Origin of the sequence: Reyranella sp. (assembly GCF_965279465.1) — a bacterium.
In the GTDB taxonomy this organism is placed as follows: Bacteria; Pseudomonadota; Alphaproteobacteria; order Reyranellales; family Reyranellaceae; genus Reyranella.
The window spans coordinates 2,011,685-2,025,393 of sequence record NZ_OZ257242.1; the positions used below are offsets into that span (position 1 = coordinate 2,011,685).

14 protein-coding genes are annotated in these 13,709 nt (G+C 66.5%); 8 read left to right on the forward strand and 6 right to left on the reverse strand.

From position 1 onward, the window contains the following. The first annotated feature begins 20 nt into the window (after positions 1-20). Positions 21-371, forward strand: a complete 351-nt coding sequence (locus ACQY8M_RS09825; RefSeq protein ID WP_428671339.1) for a hypothetical protein — start codon at positions 21-23, stop codon at positions 369-371. A gap of 9 nt (positions 372-380) precedes the next feature. Beyond that, positions 381-1,670: an aspartate aminotransferase family protein gene (locus ACQY8M_RS09830; protein WP_428671341.1), complete on the forward strand. Its 1,290-nt coding sequence runs from the start codon at positions 381-383 to the stop codon at positions 1,668-1,670. 129 nt (positions 1,671-1,799) lie between these two features. Here the strand turns inward: ACQY8M_RS09830 and ACQY8M_RS09835 are convergent, their stop codons facing one another. The 5 genes from ACQY8M_RS09835 to ACQY8M_RS09855 are packed head-to-tail and all read right to left on the reverse strand — an operon-like array spanning position 1,800 to position 6,212. Beyond that, positions 1,800-2,552, reverse strand: coding sequence for a molybdate ABC transporter substrate-binding protein (locus tag ACQY8M_RS09835; RefSeq protein WP_428671343.1), 753 nt, complete (start codon positions 2,550-2,552; stop codon positions 1,800-1,802). Continuing rightward, positions 2,549-3,472: a ketopantoate reductase family protein gene (locus ACQY8M_RS09840; protein ID WP_428671345.1), complete on the reverse strand. Its 924-nt coding sequence runs from the start codon at positions 3,470-3,472 to the stop codon at positions 2,549-2,551. Before ACQY8M_RS09840 ends, ACQY8M_RS09835 begins: the two co-directional genes overlap by 4 nt. Further along, complete coding sequence (locus ACQY8M_RS09845; protein WP_428671347.1) at positions 3,463-4,008, reverse strand: HutD/Ves family protein; 546 nt, start codon at positions 4,006-4,008, stop codon at positions 3,463-3,465. The genes ACQY8M_RS09840 and ACQY8M_RS09845 overlap by 10 nt, the downstream gene beginning before the upstream one ends. Next, entirely contained in the window at positions 4,005-5,189 is a 1,185-nt protein-coding gene (locus ACQY8M_RS09850; protein WP_428671349.1) for a CaiB/BaiF CoA transferase family protein, read from the reverse strand. The genes ACQY8M_RS09845 and ACQY8M_RS09850 overlap by 4 nt, the downstream gene beginning before the upstream one ends. 9 nt (positions 5,190-5,198) lie before the next feature. After that, positions 5,199-6,212, reverse strand: a complete 1,014-nt coding sequence (locus tag ACQY8M_RS09855; RefSeq protein ID WP_428671351.1) for an NADP-dependent oxidoreductase — start codon at positions 6,210-6,212, stop codon at positions 5,199-5,201. 166 nt (positions 6,213-6,378) lie between these two features. Between ACQY8M_RS09855 and ACQY8M_RS09860 the strand changes: the two genes are divergently transcribed. The 6 genes from ACQY8M_RS09860 to ACQY8M_RS09885 all read left to right on the forward strand — a co-directional run bounded on the left by ACQY8M_RS09860 (position 6,379) and on the right by ACQY8M_RS09885 (position 12,262). Continuing rightward, positions 6,379-7,515 (forward strand): mandelate racemase/muconate lactonizing enzyme family protein, encoded by a 1,137-nt coding sequence (locus ACQY8M_RS09860; protein ID WP_428671353.1) that lies wholly within the window; start codon positions 6,379-6,381, stop codon positions 7,513-7,515. 63 nt (positions 7,516-7,578) lie between these two features. Further along, positions 7,579-8,838, forward strand: coding sequence for an ABC transporter substrate-binding protein (locus ACQY8M_RS09865; RefSeq protein WP_428671355.1), 1,260 nt, complete (start codon positions 7,579-7,581; stop codon positions 8,836-8,838). Positions 8,839-9,020: 182 nt separating this feature from the next. Further along, the gene (locus ACQY8M_RS09870) at positions 9,021-9,884 is read left to right on the forward strand and encodes a branched-chain amino acid ABC transporter permease (RefSeq protein ID WP_428671357.1); all 864 of its coding nucleotides are present in this window, start codon (positions 9,021-9,023) and stop codon (positions 9,882-9,884) included. Next, the gene (locus ACQY8M_RS09875) at positions 9,881-10,834 is read left to right on the forward strand and encodes a branched-chain amino acid ABC transporter permease (protein WP_428671359.1); all 954 of its coding nucleotides are present in this window, start codon (positions 9,881-9,883) and stop codon (positions 10,832-10,834) included. Before ACQY8M_RS09870 ends, ACQY8M_RS09875 begins: the two co-directional genes overlap by 4 nt. Beyond that, positions 10,824-11,549 (forward strand): ABC transporter ATP-binding protein, encoded by a 726-nt coding sequence (locus tag ACQY8M_RS09880; protein WP_428671361.1) that lies wholly within the window; start codon positions 10,824-10,826, stop codon positions 11,547-11,549. The genes ACQY8M_RS09875 and ACQY8M_RS09880 overlap by 11 nt, the downstream gene beginning before the upstream one ends. Beyond that, positions 11,546-12,262 carry an ABC transporter ATP-binding protein gene (locus ACQY8M_RS09885; RefSeq protein WP_428671363.1) on the forward strand — a complete coding sequence of 239 codons (717 nt, stop codon included), beginning with the start codon at positions 11,546-11,548 and terminating at the stop codon, positions 12,260-12,262. Before ACQY8M_RS09880 ends, ACQY8M_RS09885 begins: the two co-directional genes overlap by 4 nt. 66 nt (positions 12,263-12,328) lie before the next feature. Here ACQY8M_RS09885 and ACQY8M_RS09890 read toward each other — a convergent pair whose 3' ends face one another. Beyond that, entirely contained in the window at positions 12,329-13,690 is a 1,362-nt protein-coding gene (locus tag ACQY8M_RS09890) for a carbohydrate porin (protein ID WP_428671365.1), read from the reverse strand. Between the last annotated feature and the right edge of the window lie 19 nt (positions 13,691-13,709).

The window sequence follows — 13,709 nt, forward strand, 5'->3', positions numbered from 1 at the left end:
GAACAGCGGGAGAAAAAATCATGCGCATCCATAACCTATATGTCGACGAAAAGGGCGAAACTCACTTCCGTGAGATCGAGATCGAATGGAAGAACGAAGGCCCCGGCGGCAAGACCTCGGCGACCTTCCCGGCCACCGGGATCATCTTCCGTGAGACGCCCGGCACCTACGACTATTCCTGGCATCCCGCACCGCGCCGGCAGTACATCATCAATCTCGACGGCGCCGTGGAGATCACCGCGAGCGACGGCGAGAAGCGCGTCATCGGCCCCGGTGAGGTCTTCCTGGTCGAGGACACCCACGGCAAGGGCCATTTCTCCAAGGCCGTCGAAGGCAAGATGCGCCGTTCGATCTTCGTCCCTATCGAGTAGGAGTTCCTCATGACCGTCCAGACCGCCCTCGACCCCGTCGATGACCTGATCGACGAAGCCCGGCGCGTCCTGCCGGGCGGCAGCTTCGGCAACATGCCCGCCGAGGTCTTGCTGCGCTCCGGTCAGGGCGGGCGGATCTGGGACGAGCGCGGCAAGGAATATGTCGACTTCCTGCTCGGCTCCGGCCCGATGTTCATCGGCCATGCCCATCCCGAGGTGACGGCGGCGGTGCAGAGCCAGCTGCCGCACGGCACGACCTATTTCGGCAACAACCGCCATGGCATCGCGCTCGCCAAGGCGATCGTCGATGCGGTGCCCTGCGCCGACCAGGTGCGCTTCGTCTGCTCCGGTACCGAGGCCGATCTCTATGCGATGCGCGCCGTCCGGGCGTTCCGGAAGCGCGACAAGATCCTGAAGTTCGAGGGCGGTTATCACGGCATGAGCGACTACGCGCTGATGTCGATGGCGCCCAAGAATCCTGGAAACTTCCCGCGCGCCATTCCCGACTCGGCCGGCATCCCCAAGAGCGTCGCCGACGAGATGCTGGTCGCGGCGTTCAACGATCTCGAGATGGTCGAGAGCCTGATCCGCGAGCACAAGGACGAGCTGGCCGGCGTGATCGTCGAGCCGTTCCAGCGGCTGCTGCCGCCCAAGCCCGGCTTCCTGCAGGGCCTGAGGAAGATCACCCAGGAACATGGCATTCCGCTTATCTTCGACGAGGTCGTGACCGGCTTCCGCTTCGCCTATGGCGGCGCGCAGGAATACTACGGCGTCACGCCCGACCTCTGCACCCTGGGCAAGATCGTCGGCGGCGGCTTCGCGCTCGCCGCGATCGCGGGCCGCGCCGACATCATGGCGCATTTCGACCGTCTGGCGATGGCCGACGAGGACTACCTGTTCCAGGTCGGCACGCTGTCGGGCAATCCGGTTGCTTCGATCGCGGGGCTCGCGACCCTCGAAGTGCTCAAGCGCCCCGGCGCCTATGAGCAGGTCTTCGCCACCGGCCGCGAGCTGATGGCCGCCTTGGACGGTCTCCTGAAGAAGGCCGGCATCGCGGCGCAGGTGATCGGCGAGCCGCCTCTGTTCGATGTGCTGTTCACCGACCAGCCGGCCAAGGACTACCGCGACACGCTGAAAAGCGACAAGGCGATCGCCACGCGCTTCAACAAGGCCCTGCGCGAGCGCGGCATCATGAAGGGCGAGAGCAAGTACTACGTCAGCCTGGCCCACACCCGCGCCGACATCGACCACACGATCGGCGCCTGGACCGAAGCGGTCGCCGAGCTGAAGAAAGGTTAGCTGGAGAGAACGGCCACGTCGCCTTCCCCCACCCGGCCTCACCCGTCCGACGGGGGAGGTGCCCGAAGGGCGGAGGGGGAAAGCCCCAGTCGCAGCGTCTGCCTGTTTCGGATCATTATCTGAAAGTGATCAAGGCGCTTCCAACCCACGCTTCCTCAACAGCGGATCGATGCTCGGATCGGCGAAGATCGACATCAACAGGAGCGCAGAGTCCTTGGTCTGAGCCGCCGGGCTCACCGCGCCTGCGTAGATCGTCCAGTTCTGCACGCCCTCCGGCAGCATGCCGGCGAAGCGGATCGAGGGGACGAGGCGCAACTCGCTGGCCTGCTGCAGCGCGATCTCGGCCTCGCCGCGCGCCACCTTCTCGACGGCAAGTCCGCCGTTGGCCAGCACAGCCTTCCGGCGCATGTCGCTGAGAATGCCCATCGACTGGAACATACGCTCGACATGGATGCCGCTGGTGCCGCCGGAGGAGGGATTGACATAGGCGACGCTGCGCGCGTCAAGCAAGGTGCGGCGCAGACCCTCGACACTGCCGATATTGGGCTGCCGGGCGCTCAGCGCCACGGCGACGCCGATTCCGACCTTGCCGAACGGCATCACCGATTCGCCAACCACCTTGCCCTCGGCAGCCAGCGGCTCGAGTGTCGTCGTCGGGGCGATCACGATGTCGAACGGATCGCCGGTGCGGATACGCTGTTTGAGCGCTCCGGCCGTGTCGTTGATCACCACGATCTTGTGCCCGGTCTGCTTCTCGAAGCCGGGGATCAAGTCGATCATCACCGGCTTGAAGGCTCCGGCCGTGAGGACCTTCAGAGTATCGGCCGACGCCGCGCCAAGGCCCGCGAAGACCAGCAGCGCAACGAGCGGCAACTTCATCATGCCGGTGTCCCCATCACGTAGGGCTTGAGCGCGGCGTACATCAGCGAATGGCTCGGCGTCGGCACGCCGAGCTGGCGGCCGAGCTCGACCACCTTGCCGCCGAGCCACGGCAGCTCGATGCGGTTGCCGCGCTCGAGGTCGAGCGCCATCGATGGCTTCATCGCCGGCGGCGCGCTGTCATTGAAGGCCAGCGCCCGCTCGAGCGCGTCGGCCGGGAGCTTCACGCCGCGCGCCTTGCCGACCGCGATCACCTCGTTGTAGGCGGACGCCCACTGCTGCTTCAGATCGGGATCGTCGCGCACCTTGCCGATCGGTTGGCGAACCAGCGCGAGAAGGCTGGCATTGGTCGCGAGCAGGATGAACTTCATCCACAGCTCGGTGACGATCTGGTCGGACAGCACCGCGTCGAAACCGGCCTTGCCGCACATCGCCAGCAGCGCCTCGCCGCGCGGACTGCGGCTGCCGTCGAGCTCGCCGAACAGCATGCGCATGAAGGTGCCGACCTGGCGGATCACGCCGGGCTCGACAATCGAAGCGCTGATCTGTGCCACGCCGCCCATCACCGCCTGCGGCCCGAGGATCGGCAGCAGCCGTTCGGGCGCGTCGATGCCGTTCTGCAGCGGGATCACCGCGGTGTCGGGGCCGACCAGGGGCTTGATGTGCTCGCCGGCGCTCTCGACGTCCCAGAGCTTCACACAGAACAGCACATAGTCGACGGGTCCGACCGTCTTCGGATCATCCGTTGCGCGGGTCGGCATGAGATGGGTCTCGCCGCGACCGCCCTCGATTCGCAGGCCCTTGTCCTTCATCGCCGCGAGATGCGCGCCGCGCGCGATGAAGGTGACGTCCGCGCCAGCCTTGGCCAGCGCCGCTCCAAATCCGCCCCCGACGCCACCGGCGCCCACGACCGCTATACGCATATGACGCTCCCCAGCAAAAGCACGCCGCCCGTGCAGGCGATCATCGACGGGCTCGAGGTTTCGACGCGCAAGGCGTGATCGAGCGCGAGGTCCAGCGGTGCGCCGTCGACTTCCAGAGTCAAGTCTCCGTGAGCGGCATAGGCAAGGTGCGTGCCGGCTTCGATGTTGAGCGTGCTGCCGGCCGTGAGCACATCGAGTGCAAGCCTTACCTTGTCGCGGGCGCCGATCAGGTTCACGACCTCGACGGGACCAGCTTCAAGCCGGCTGACGATACGGGTTTCACCGGTGAAGCGCACGGGCTTGAACGGGGTGCGCACGTCGATCTCGCCGTCGGGTGTGTCGAGCACCAGGCCACGGCCGGCGACGAGGACTTGAAGACGGTCGAAGCCGGAATAGTCGGAGAAAGGCCCGGCTGCGGTGATCGGTGTACGGCCGAAGCGCCAGACATCGCCCTGCTCGGCGATGTCGACGGTGACGCCGCCGCCGTTCTTCCATGGCGTGCGGCGGTATTGCGAGGGATCGAGCCGAGTGATCATGCGGCGGCGACGACGCCCTGGGCGAGCAGCGCGTCGATCTCCGCGCTGCCGTAGCCGTGCTCGGCCAGGATCGCCCGTGTGTGCTGGCCCGCCACGGGTGCTGTGCCGCGCGGCGAGCCGTCGGCCTGCGGCAGCATGCCGGGCAGGGCGGGGACGGGCACCGGCCGGTCGAGGCCGGCCTGCGCCAGCCACTGGATCAGGCCGGTTTCCTTCACGTGCGGCTGCTCCATGAAATCGAGGTAGCTGTTCAGCCGCTCGTGCATCAGCCGTGCCTCGGTAAGCCGCTTGCTCCACTCGGCCGAGGGGCGCGCGGCCACCGCCGGACGGATGATGGCGTAGAGCGCGACATCGTTGGCGAGTCGTAACGCGGGCGTGGTGAAGCGCGGATCGTCGGCCAGCGCCGGCATGTCGATCGCCTGGCAGAGGCTTCGCCAGTCGCGATCGTTCAGGGCCAGGATCGACATCCAGCCGTCGGCGGTCTTGAACACGCCGCCCGGCACGCCGCCGGGCTTCATCGCGCCGCCCTCGAGATAGGAGCCCATCAGGCGGATCGACTGCAGCGCCGTCGCGGCCTGCATCAGGCTCACGTCGATATAGCGGCCGCGCGCCTCGTCGCGGCGGGCATAGAGGGCCGCCGACACGCCCTGGAACGCATAGAGGCCGGTCGACATGTCGACCACGATCACCGGCACCCTGTGCGGGATGCCGTCCTCGCCGCGATTCTCGGCCATCAGGCCGGTGTAGGCCTGCAGCACCGGGTCCATCGCCGGCCGTTCGGCGAGCGGTCCCTTCTGGCCGAAGCCCGAGATCGAGACATAGAGGATGCGCGGCTCGCGCGCCGACACGGCCTCGTAGTCGAAGCCGAGCCGCTTGATGACGCCCGGCCTGAAGCCTTCGAGGAAGACGTCGGCGCCTTGCAGCAGCCGCCATACGACCTGCTTGCCGGCCTCATTCTTGAGATCGACCGAGAGGCTGCGCTTGCCGAGATTGCCGATGATCGAGAAGGCCGAGTGGCTGCCGTAGTAGACGCCGAGCGTGCGTGCCCAGTCGCCGTCGCCGATGCCTTCCACCTTGATCACGTCGGCGCCATGCTGGGCGAGCAGCATGGCGCAATAGGGGCCGGCGATCCCCTGGCTGAGATCGACGACCTTCAGCCCGGCGAAGGGTGCATCGTAGCTCATGGCACCCTCCTACATCTTCACGAGCAGCTTGCCGAAGTTCTCGCCGCGCAGCAGGCCGATGAAGGCGCGCGGAGCCTTGTCGATGCCCTGCACCACGTCTTCGCGGTACTTCAGCTTGCCGCTCCTGATCCACTCGCCCATCTGGCGCATCGCGGGCTCGTAGCGGCCGGCGAAGTCGGTGACGATGAAGCCCTGCGCGCGCGCCCGCTTGCCAACGAAGGTGCCGAGCATTCGCGGGCCCATCGACGGGCCGGTGGCGTTATATTGCGAGATCGAGCCGCACAGCGCGATGCGCGCAAAGAAGTTGATGTTGCGCAGCACGGCGTCGGTGATCTCGCCGCCGACATTGTCGAAATAGACATCGATGCCGTTGGGGCAGGCGGCGCGCAACGCCGCGTCGAGGTCCTTCTCGGCCTTGTAGTCGATGCAGGCATCGAAGCCGAGCTCGTCCGTCACGAACGTGCACTTCTTCGCGCCGCCGGCGATGCCGACGACCCGGCAGCCCATGATCTTGCCGATCTGGCCCACCACCTGGCCGACCGCGCCGGACGCTGCCGAGACCACGATGGTCTCGCCCGGCTTGGGCTGGCCGACATCGAGCAGGCCGAAATAGGCGGTCATGCCCGGCATGCCGAGCACGCCATTGGCTGTCGAGATCGGCGCCAGCGCGGCATCGACCTTGCGCATCGAGGCCGCGCCGCCGATCGCGTATTCCTGCCAGCCCAGCCGGTCCTCGACGATGTCGCCGACGGCGAAACGCGAATTGCTCGATTTCACCACCTCGCCGACGATGCCGCCGGTCATCACCTCGCCCAGCCCGACCGGCGCCGAATAGGACGCCGCATCGCGCATGCGCCCGCGTTGATAGGGATCGAGCGAGAGATAGGCGACCTTGACCAGCACCTCGCCGTGCTTCGGCTCGGGCATCGCCACCTCCTCCACGCGGAAGTCGGATTCGGCCGGCTCGCCCGGCGGACGGTTCACGAGGACGACGCGGCGGTGGGTCTTGGGGATGGCAGTCATGAACGTTCGCTCCAGTTCGCTTTGGCCGGCATCCTAGCACTCATCGGAGCGCGCCACTCCAGTGGCGCGCTCCGATGATCTTTCCCTGATGGGCTGCCAGGCGGCGATAGAGAGCGGGTCACGCAGCGACCTTCCCCGTTCGCGGATACTACGTCAGAGTGCGGCCATGCCCAGCATCCGCCGTCTCAGCTTCATTGGCCTCGAATACGTCTTCCCGCCGGAAAAGGCCTACGGCATGTCGCGTGGCGGCGGCAATCGGCGGCAGGGCGGGCTGGTCGAGATCGAGACCGACCAGGGCGTGAAGGGAATCGGCGAAGCCTTCGGCAATCCTTTCGTCACGCGCGAATACTTCCGCATGATCGAGCCGATGTTCGTCGGTCAAAGCGTGTTCGACTTCGAGCACATCGAAGCCCGCATCCGCAATTCGATGTATCACCTGGGCGTCGGCAACCAGCTCACCGCGGCCCTGGCCGCCATCAACGTGGCGCTGTTCGACGCCGTCGCGCGCGGCTTCGGCATCCGGGTCTGCGACCTGATCGGCGGCTGCGGGACGACGCGCATCCCGGCCTATGCCTCGACCGGATTCTTCTCCGACGATCCCGACCGCCAGCTATCGCATATGCTGGCCGAGGCGGCTGGTCATCCCTATGCCGGCGCCAAGATCAAGATCGGCCGCGGTATCAAAAGTGACGTCGAACGCGTGCGCCAGAGCCGCGAGGTACTCGGTCCGGACAAGCTGTTGCTGGTCGACGTCAACGGCGCCTATACGCCCGACGTGGCGCTCGAATGTGCCCGCGCGATCGAGCCGTTCGGCATCCACTGGATCGAGGAGCCGCTGCCGCCGGGCGACCTGCGCGGCTATGCCGAGCTGCGCGCGCGTTCGCCGATTCCGATCGCCGCCGGCGAGGCGCACCACACCGTGCGCGACTTCCGCGCCCTGATCGACGGCCGCTGCATCGACATCGTGCAGCCCTCGATCCCGACGGCCGGCGGCCTGACCGAGGCAAAGCGCATCGCCGTCCTGGCGCAGGCGGCCAACCTGCGCGTCGCGCCGCACGTCTGGGGCGGGGCGGTGGGGCTGGCGACGGCCCTGCATTTCATTGCGGCGCTGCCGCGCGGGCCGCATACGGCGCACCCGCCGTGGCCGCAGATGCTCGAATACGACATGAGCGACAACGCGCTGCGCACCCAGCTCCTGAAGCAACCGCTCACGCTAGAGGCCGGTCACGTCCTGCTGCCCGAGGGGCCGGGGCTCGGCATCGAGCTCGATCCGGTGGCGATCGAGCGATACCGGGTTTGCTAAAGGGCGGGGCCCCGTGCCAATCTTTCGGCACGGGAAAAGAAAGCTTCTTCTGGGGAAAAACGCATGATCAAGACGACGCGTCGGACGACGATGGTGGGCGCTGCGACGCTGGCGGCCGGTTTGGGCCGGCCGGCGATGGCCCAGGACGCAACGGTGAAGATCGGCGTCATCTACCCGCTGAGCGGCAATTCGGCGACCGCCGGCAACTATTCCAAGATGGCCTACGAGGTCGGCGCCGACGTCATCAACAACGGCAACGCAGATCTCGCCAAGTTCATTCCGCTGGCCAAGGGCGGTGGCTTGCCGGGGCTCAAGAATGCGAAAATCCAGCTCATCTTTGCCGACAACCAGGGCACCCCGGCGGCCGGCCAGAACCAGGCGCTGCGCCTGATCACCGAGGAGAAGGTCGCCGCGCTGATCGGCGCCTACCAGTCGGGCATCACACTGACCGCCTCGGCGATCGCCGAGCGCCACGGCATCCCGTTCGTCAACGGCGAATCGGTTGCGGCCAACCTCACCGAGCGCGGCTTCAAGTGGTTCTTCCGCGTGACCCCGGTGGCGCTCGACTTCGCCCGCGCCTACTCGGCGTTCCTCACGGCGCAGAAGGCGGCGGGCCTCAAGACCGAAAACATCGCGCTGGTGCACGAGAACACCGAGTACGGCAATTCGGTCGGCAGCGTCATCGTCGACCAGTTTGCCAAGGACGGCTTCAAGGTCGGGCTGAAGATTCCCTACTCGGCCAATTCCTCGGACGTGCAGCCGCAGGTGCTGCAGCTCAAGGAGAAGAACCCCGACGTGCTGATTTTCATCTCCTATACGTCGGATGCGATCCTTTACACCAAGACGATGAAGGAGCTGAACTGGAAGCCCGGCATCCTGATCGCCGACAATGCGGGCTTCAACGACCCGGCCTTCGTGAAGAACATGAGCAGCCAGGTCGAGGGACTGATCAACCGCTCGGCCTTCTCGCCCGGCAAGCCGGGCAGCGTGCCCGACCTGTTCAACAAGCTGTACGTCAAGAAGACCGGCGGCGACGAGCTCGACGACGTGTCGGTGCGCGGCCTGCAGGCCTTCATGGTCCTGGCCGATGCGCTGAACCGTGCCGGCTCGACCGAGCCCGCCAGGATCCAGGCGGCGCTGAAGGCGACCGACCTGCCGGCCGAGCAGATGGTCGCGGGATATGACGGCGTGAAGTTCGACGACAAGGGCCAGAACGTCAAGGCGGCGAGCGTCGTCACCCAGATGCGCGGCGGCAAGTACGTCACCATCGCGCCCAAGGACCGCGCCACCGCCGAGGTGATCCTGCCGTACAAGGGCTGGTGAGTGGGCGGCTTCGCGTCGAACTGCTTCCGTAGAATGTTTCCTCCGCTCCTCCTCAGGTCGCTGGGAGCGCGGCTCTCCAGAGCCGCTCTTCTTCGGCCTGCGACACCCCATGAGCGGCTCTGGAGAGCCGCGCTCCCAGCACATCACTGTCTTTGTGTAGGCAAGGGCGCGGAGCCGTCGGCATGTCGCTGACCCTGGTGCAGGTGATCGTGTCGGGTTTGCTGCTCGGCGCGGTCTACGCCCTGTTCTCGTCCGGCCTCACGCTGATCTGGGGCATGATGAACGTCGTGAACTTCGCGCACGGCGACTTCGTCATGCTCGGCATGTACAGCGCCGTGATGGTCTGGACGGCACTGGGCGGCGGGCCGTTCGCCGCCGTTCCGGTGGCAGCGATGCTGATCGCGACGCTGGGCGTGCTGAGTTACTTCCTGCTGGTGCGCCATATCATGAAAGGCCCAATGCTGGCCCAGATCCTGGGCACGTTCGGCCTCGCGCTGTTCCTGCGCTACGCCGCCTTCTGGTACTTCGGCGCCAACTTCAAGACGTTGCCCGACACTCTCGTCGGCGGCTCCTTCGTGTTCATGGGCCTGCGCTTCGAGGGCTCGCGCGTGCTGGCGGGTGCGATGGGGCTGGCGATCACGCTACTGCTCCACTTCATCCTGACCCGCACCGCCGTGGGCAGCCGGATGCTCGCCGTGTCGGAGGACGCGACGGCGGCGCAGCTCATGGGCATCCGGCCGCAGCGCATGCAGGCACTCGCATGGGGCATGGCGGGTGCCGCGACCGGCATCGCCGGCGCGCTGATCGCCAATTTCTTCTACACCTCGCCGACGGTCGGCGAGACCTTGGCCATTCTCGCCTTCGTCACCGTCTCGTTCGGCGGCTTCGGCAGCGTTCTGGGCGCGCTGGTCGCGGGGCTGATCATCGGCATGGTCGAATCGCTGTCGGCCTATTTCGTCGGGCCGGTCTACAAGGACGTGATCGTCTACATCCTGTTCGTGCTCGTGCTGTGGTTCCGGCCACAGGGTTTGATGGGCAAGGCGTGAACCGCTTCCTGATCCCGGGCGCGCTGTTGGCGCTGGCGCTGGTCTATCCGCTGCTGGTCCAGAGCCTGCCGGTCTACGAACGGCTGGGCGCACTGGTGCTGCTCGGCGCGATCGGCGCGTCGGCCTGGAACATCGTCGGTGGCTATGCGGGCCAGGTCTCGGTCGGCCACGCCGTGTTCTTCGGCTTCGGCGCCTATTCCGCGGTCGTTGTCTACACCCATCTCGGCTGGCCGCCGATCGCCGGCGCACCGCTCGGCATGGCGCTCTCGGTGCTGCTCGCTGCGGTGATCGGTGTGCCGACGTTGCGCCTCTCGGGCCATTATTTCAGCATGGCGACCATCGCGGTCGGCGAGCTGGTGAGGGTGCTGTCATCGACCAGCGAGTTCCTGGGAGGTGCGCAGGGCCTCGGCGGTCCGGCAATCCCGCGTACCGTTTTCGATCTGTCGTTCCTTTCGGCGACACCGTTCTACTATATCTTCCTTACCGTGCTGCTGTTGCTGTTGTGGCTGACCTGGGCAATCGAGCGGGGTCGCATGGGCTTTTACCTGCGTGCCATCAAGGACAGCGAACGTGCGGCTCGCTCGCTCGGCGTTTCGGCCGGCCGCTACAAGCTCTACGCCTATATGCTGAGCGGCGCCTTCACCTCGCTCGCGGGCTCCCTCTATCTCTGCATGTTCGGCTTCGTCGATCCGGAGTCCGGCTTCGGCATCCTGATCTCGGTCAAGATGGTGGTGATGGCCGCCCTCGGCGGCGCGGGACAGCTGTTCGGTCCACTCGTGGGCGCGCTGATCCTGGTGCCGCTCGAGGAGCTGTCCAACAGCCTGCTGGGCGGACAGGGCGCCGGCCTCACCTTCGTGGTCTATGGCGCGATCATCGTGATCATCGCCCGCTTCCTGCCGAGCGGGCTGCTGTCGCTGCTCGCGCGCCGCAAGGTGAACCGTGCTGATTGACGCAAGGAACGTTGTCAAGGCGTTCGGCGCCTTCAAGGCGGTCGACGACGCCTCCGTATCGGTCGAGGAGGGTGACATCCTCGGCTTGATCGGGCCCAACGGCGCGGGCAAGTCGACCTTCTTCAACTGCCTTACGGGCGACCTGCCGGTCACGTCAGGAACGGTCTCCTTCGACGGCGCCGACGTCACACGCCTGCCGCCGGAGGCGCGCGCGGCACTCGGTCTTGCCCGCACCTTCCAGGTGCCGCTGACCTTCGAATCGATGTCGGTTCTCGACAACGCGATGATCGGCGCCTTGCTGCGGCATCCCCAGGCGCGCGACGCGCGCGCAAAGGCGCGCGATGTGCTGCAGCGGGTCGGCCTCGGCCCGATGATCGACACCCCTGCCCGGAGCCTCGGCACGCCGGGCCGCAAGCGGCTGGAAATTGCCCGTGCGCTCGCCTCCGAGCCCAAGGCGCTGCTGCTCGACGAGGCCATGGCCGGGCTGACGCCGACCGAGGTGCGTGACGCCATCGAGCTGGTGAAGCGCGTCCATGGCGGCGGCATCACCATCGTGATCGTCGAGCACATCATGGAGGTGATCGTCTCGCTGGCGAGCCGGGTGGTGGTGTTCCACCAGGGCCGCGAGATCGCCCGCGGCACGCCGCGCGAGGTCACCAGCAACCCCGCCGTGATTGAAGCCTATCTCGGCCGCCGCAAGGTACGGCACGCATGACCGCGCTGCTCAGGATCGAGCACCTGGAGGTCAAGTATGGTGACCTGATCGGCGTGGCCGACGTCTCGCTCGAAGTGCCCAAGGGTTCCGTCGTGGCCCTGCTCGGCTCTAACGGCGCTGGCAAGACCACGACACTCAACGCCATCGCCGGCATCGCCCGGGTCTCGAAAGGCAGCGTCACTTTCGGTAGCGAGGACATCGCCGGGCAGCCGGCCTATGCGATCGTGCGCAAGGGGCTGGCGCTGTCGCCCGAAGGCTGGCGGCTGTTCACCCAGCAGAGTGTCGAGAACAACCTGATGCTGGGCGCCACGCCGCTCGCCGACAGGAGCCGCATCCCGCGTCTGCTCGAGCGCGTCTACGCCGTCTTCCCGCGCCTGGCCGAGCGACGCCTGCAGCGCGCCGGCACGATGTCGGGCGGCGAGCGCCAGATGCTGGCGGTCGGCCGGGCGCTGATGAGCGAGCCGCAGCTGCTGATGCTCGACGAGCCGAGCCTGGGCCTCGCTCCCGCCATCGTCGACACGATGTACGACAGCTTCGCCACGCTCCACAAAGAGGGCCTGACGATCCTGCTGGCCGAGCAGTCGGTCGACCTGGCGCTCGAGGCCGCTCAGTATGCCTATGTTCTGCAGGTGGGCCGTACGGTGCTCGAAGGACCGGCGCAGACGATGGCCGACAACCCGGATGTCCAGCGGATCTATCTCGGGATGGAGTGATCGGCAGAGTGTCGATTGTGGCGGACAGATTCTCGAGGTCCGTTGGACGGCCCCATCATCACCGACTCAATATCGGATGAGGGAGCGAGCTCCGACCACGACGGCATTCAACAGGGAGTTGCCATTGGGATGCCAGACGAACTGGAGCGTCGGCTGCACCGTCCAGCCGGGCACGATCTGCGCGACATAGGTAAGCTCCAGGTTCGTCTCGCTGTCGCGGATGACGACAGGTTCGCCTGTGTACAGCGCCGTATCCCGGTCGAACGCGGTTGCGCTGGGGGAGAATCTCGCATGCACGACGCTCGCTCCGAACCTGTCGTAGGGCCGCTTGGCAGAAATCCCCCCGAACACGATGCCTCCGTCGATATAGCGGTCGATCAGGCTACCGGCGGAAGGGCTGATCGATGCTCGCGTGAAGAACGATACGCCGCTTTGGGAATCGCCCCCCTTGGGGCGCCAGAGCTGCTGGTCGAGCACGCCATAGAGTCCGGAATTGCCACGCCGCTGCAGCGGGATTCCGGACCCGGACGGGTCGGCCAGCAAGGTTCCGTCGTTGGCGATGCGCTGATCGTCGAACCACCCGAAACTATGCCATCCGCCCAATTTCAGGGTCGTCGCCAGCCTGCTGTCGCTGTCGCCGGTGTGCAGGCGATACTGTGCTTCGGCGATGACGAAGGGAGGATCGCTCAAACGAAAGTTGAAACCATTGTAGTTTCGCAGCTGCGGGTTCCCTGGGCCGGGTCCGGCCGGGTCGCCGTTCATCACGGCGAAGAGCATCGTCAGCGAAGGCAGAGGCTGGACCATCAATCTGATGCCTGGCGTCGCCAGCGGATAGGCGGCACCGCCGCTGGGCAGGTTCGCTGCGGCGATCGTCGGCCAGTCGGCCTCCAGGAATATCGTGGCCAGGTCGCTGAAGAAGAACTCGCTGTCCGCGGCGAGCTGGCCCACCCGGAGGCTGCCTTTGCCGCGCAGGAACGACTGCTCGACCCAAAGCTCCGACAGCCTGGTCGACGGCAGGGCTTCGATGGCGGCGATGGTGTCGAGCCCACCGACGTAGTCTTGGCGGATGAGGCCTGTATTGTGGATCTGGAAGAAGTTCGCGAACAGCGACAGGCCGTCCAGGCCGATCTTGCCGAAGTCGACCGTCAGTATGCCCTGCAGCTTGCCTTGAAAGACGGTGCCGGTTCGGAGTCCGCCGGAAACGACCGACAGCACGTCCGAGGTGTACTCGAGGCCAAGGACAATGCCGCGGTCGCCCAACCACTTGCGGGCTCCGCCCGGATCGCCACGGTTGGGAAGGCTGGTGCCGACTGAGGGAATGGGCAGGAAGCCATCCTGCAACTCGGTCCACCAGGCCTGCGCGCGCACTGTGGTCGAAGTAATCAGCCCGACCAGCAGGGCGGCGAGGATTTGGCAGACCCGGCGCATCTGCCCCCAAGCCTACACC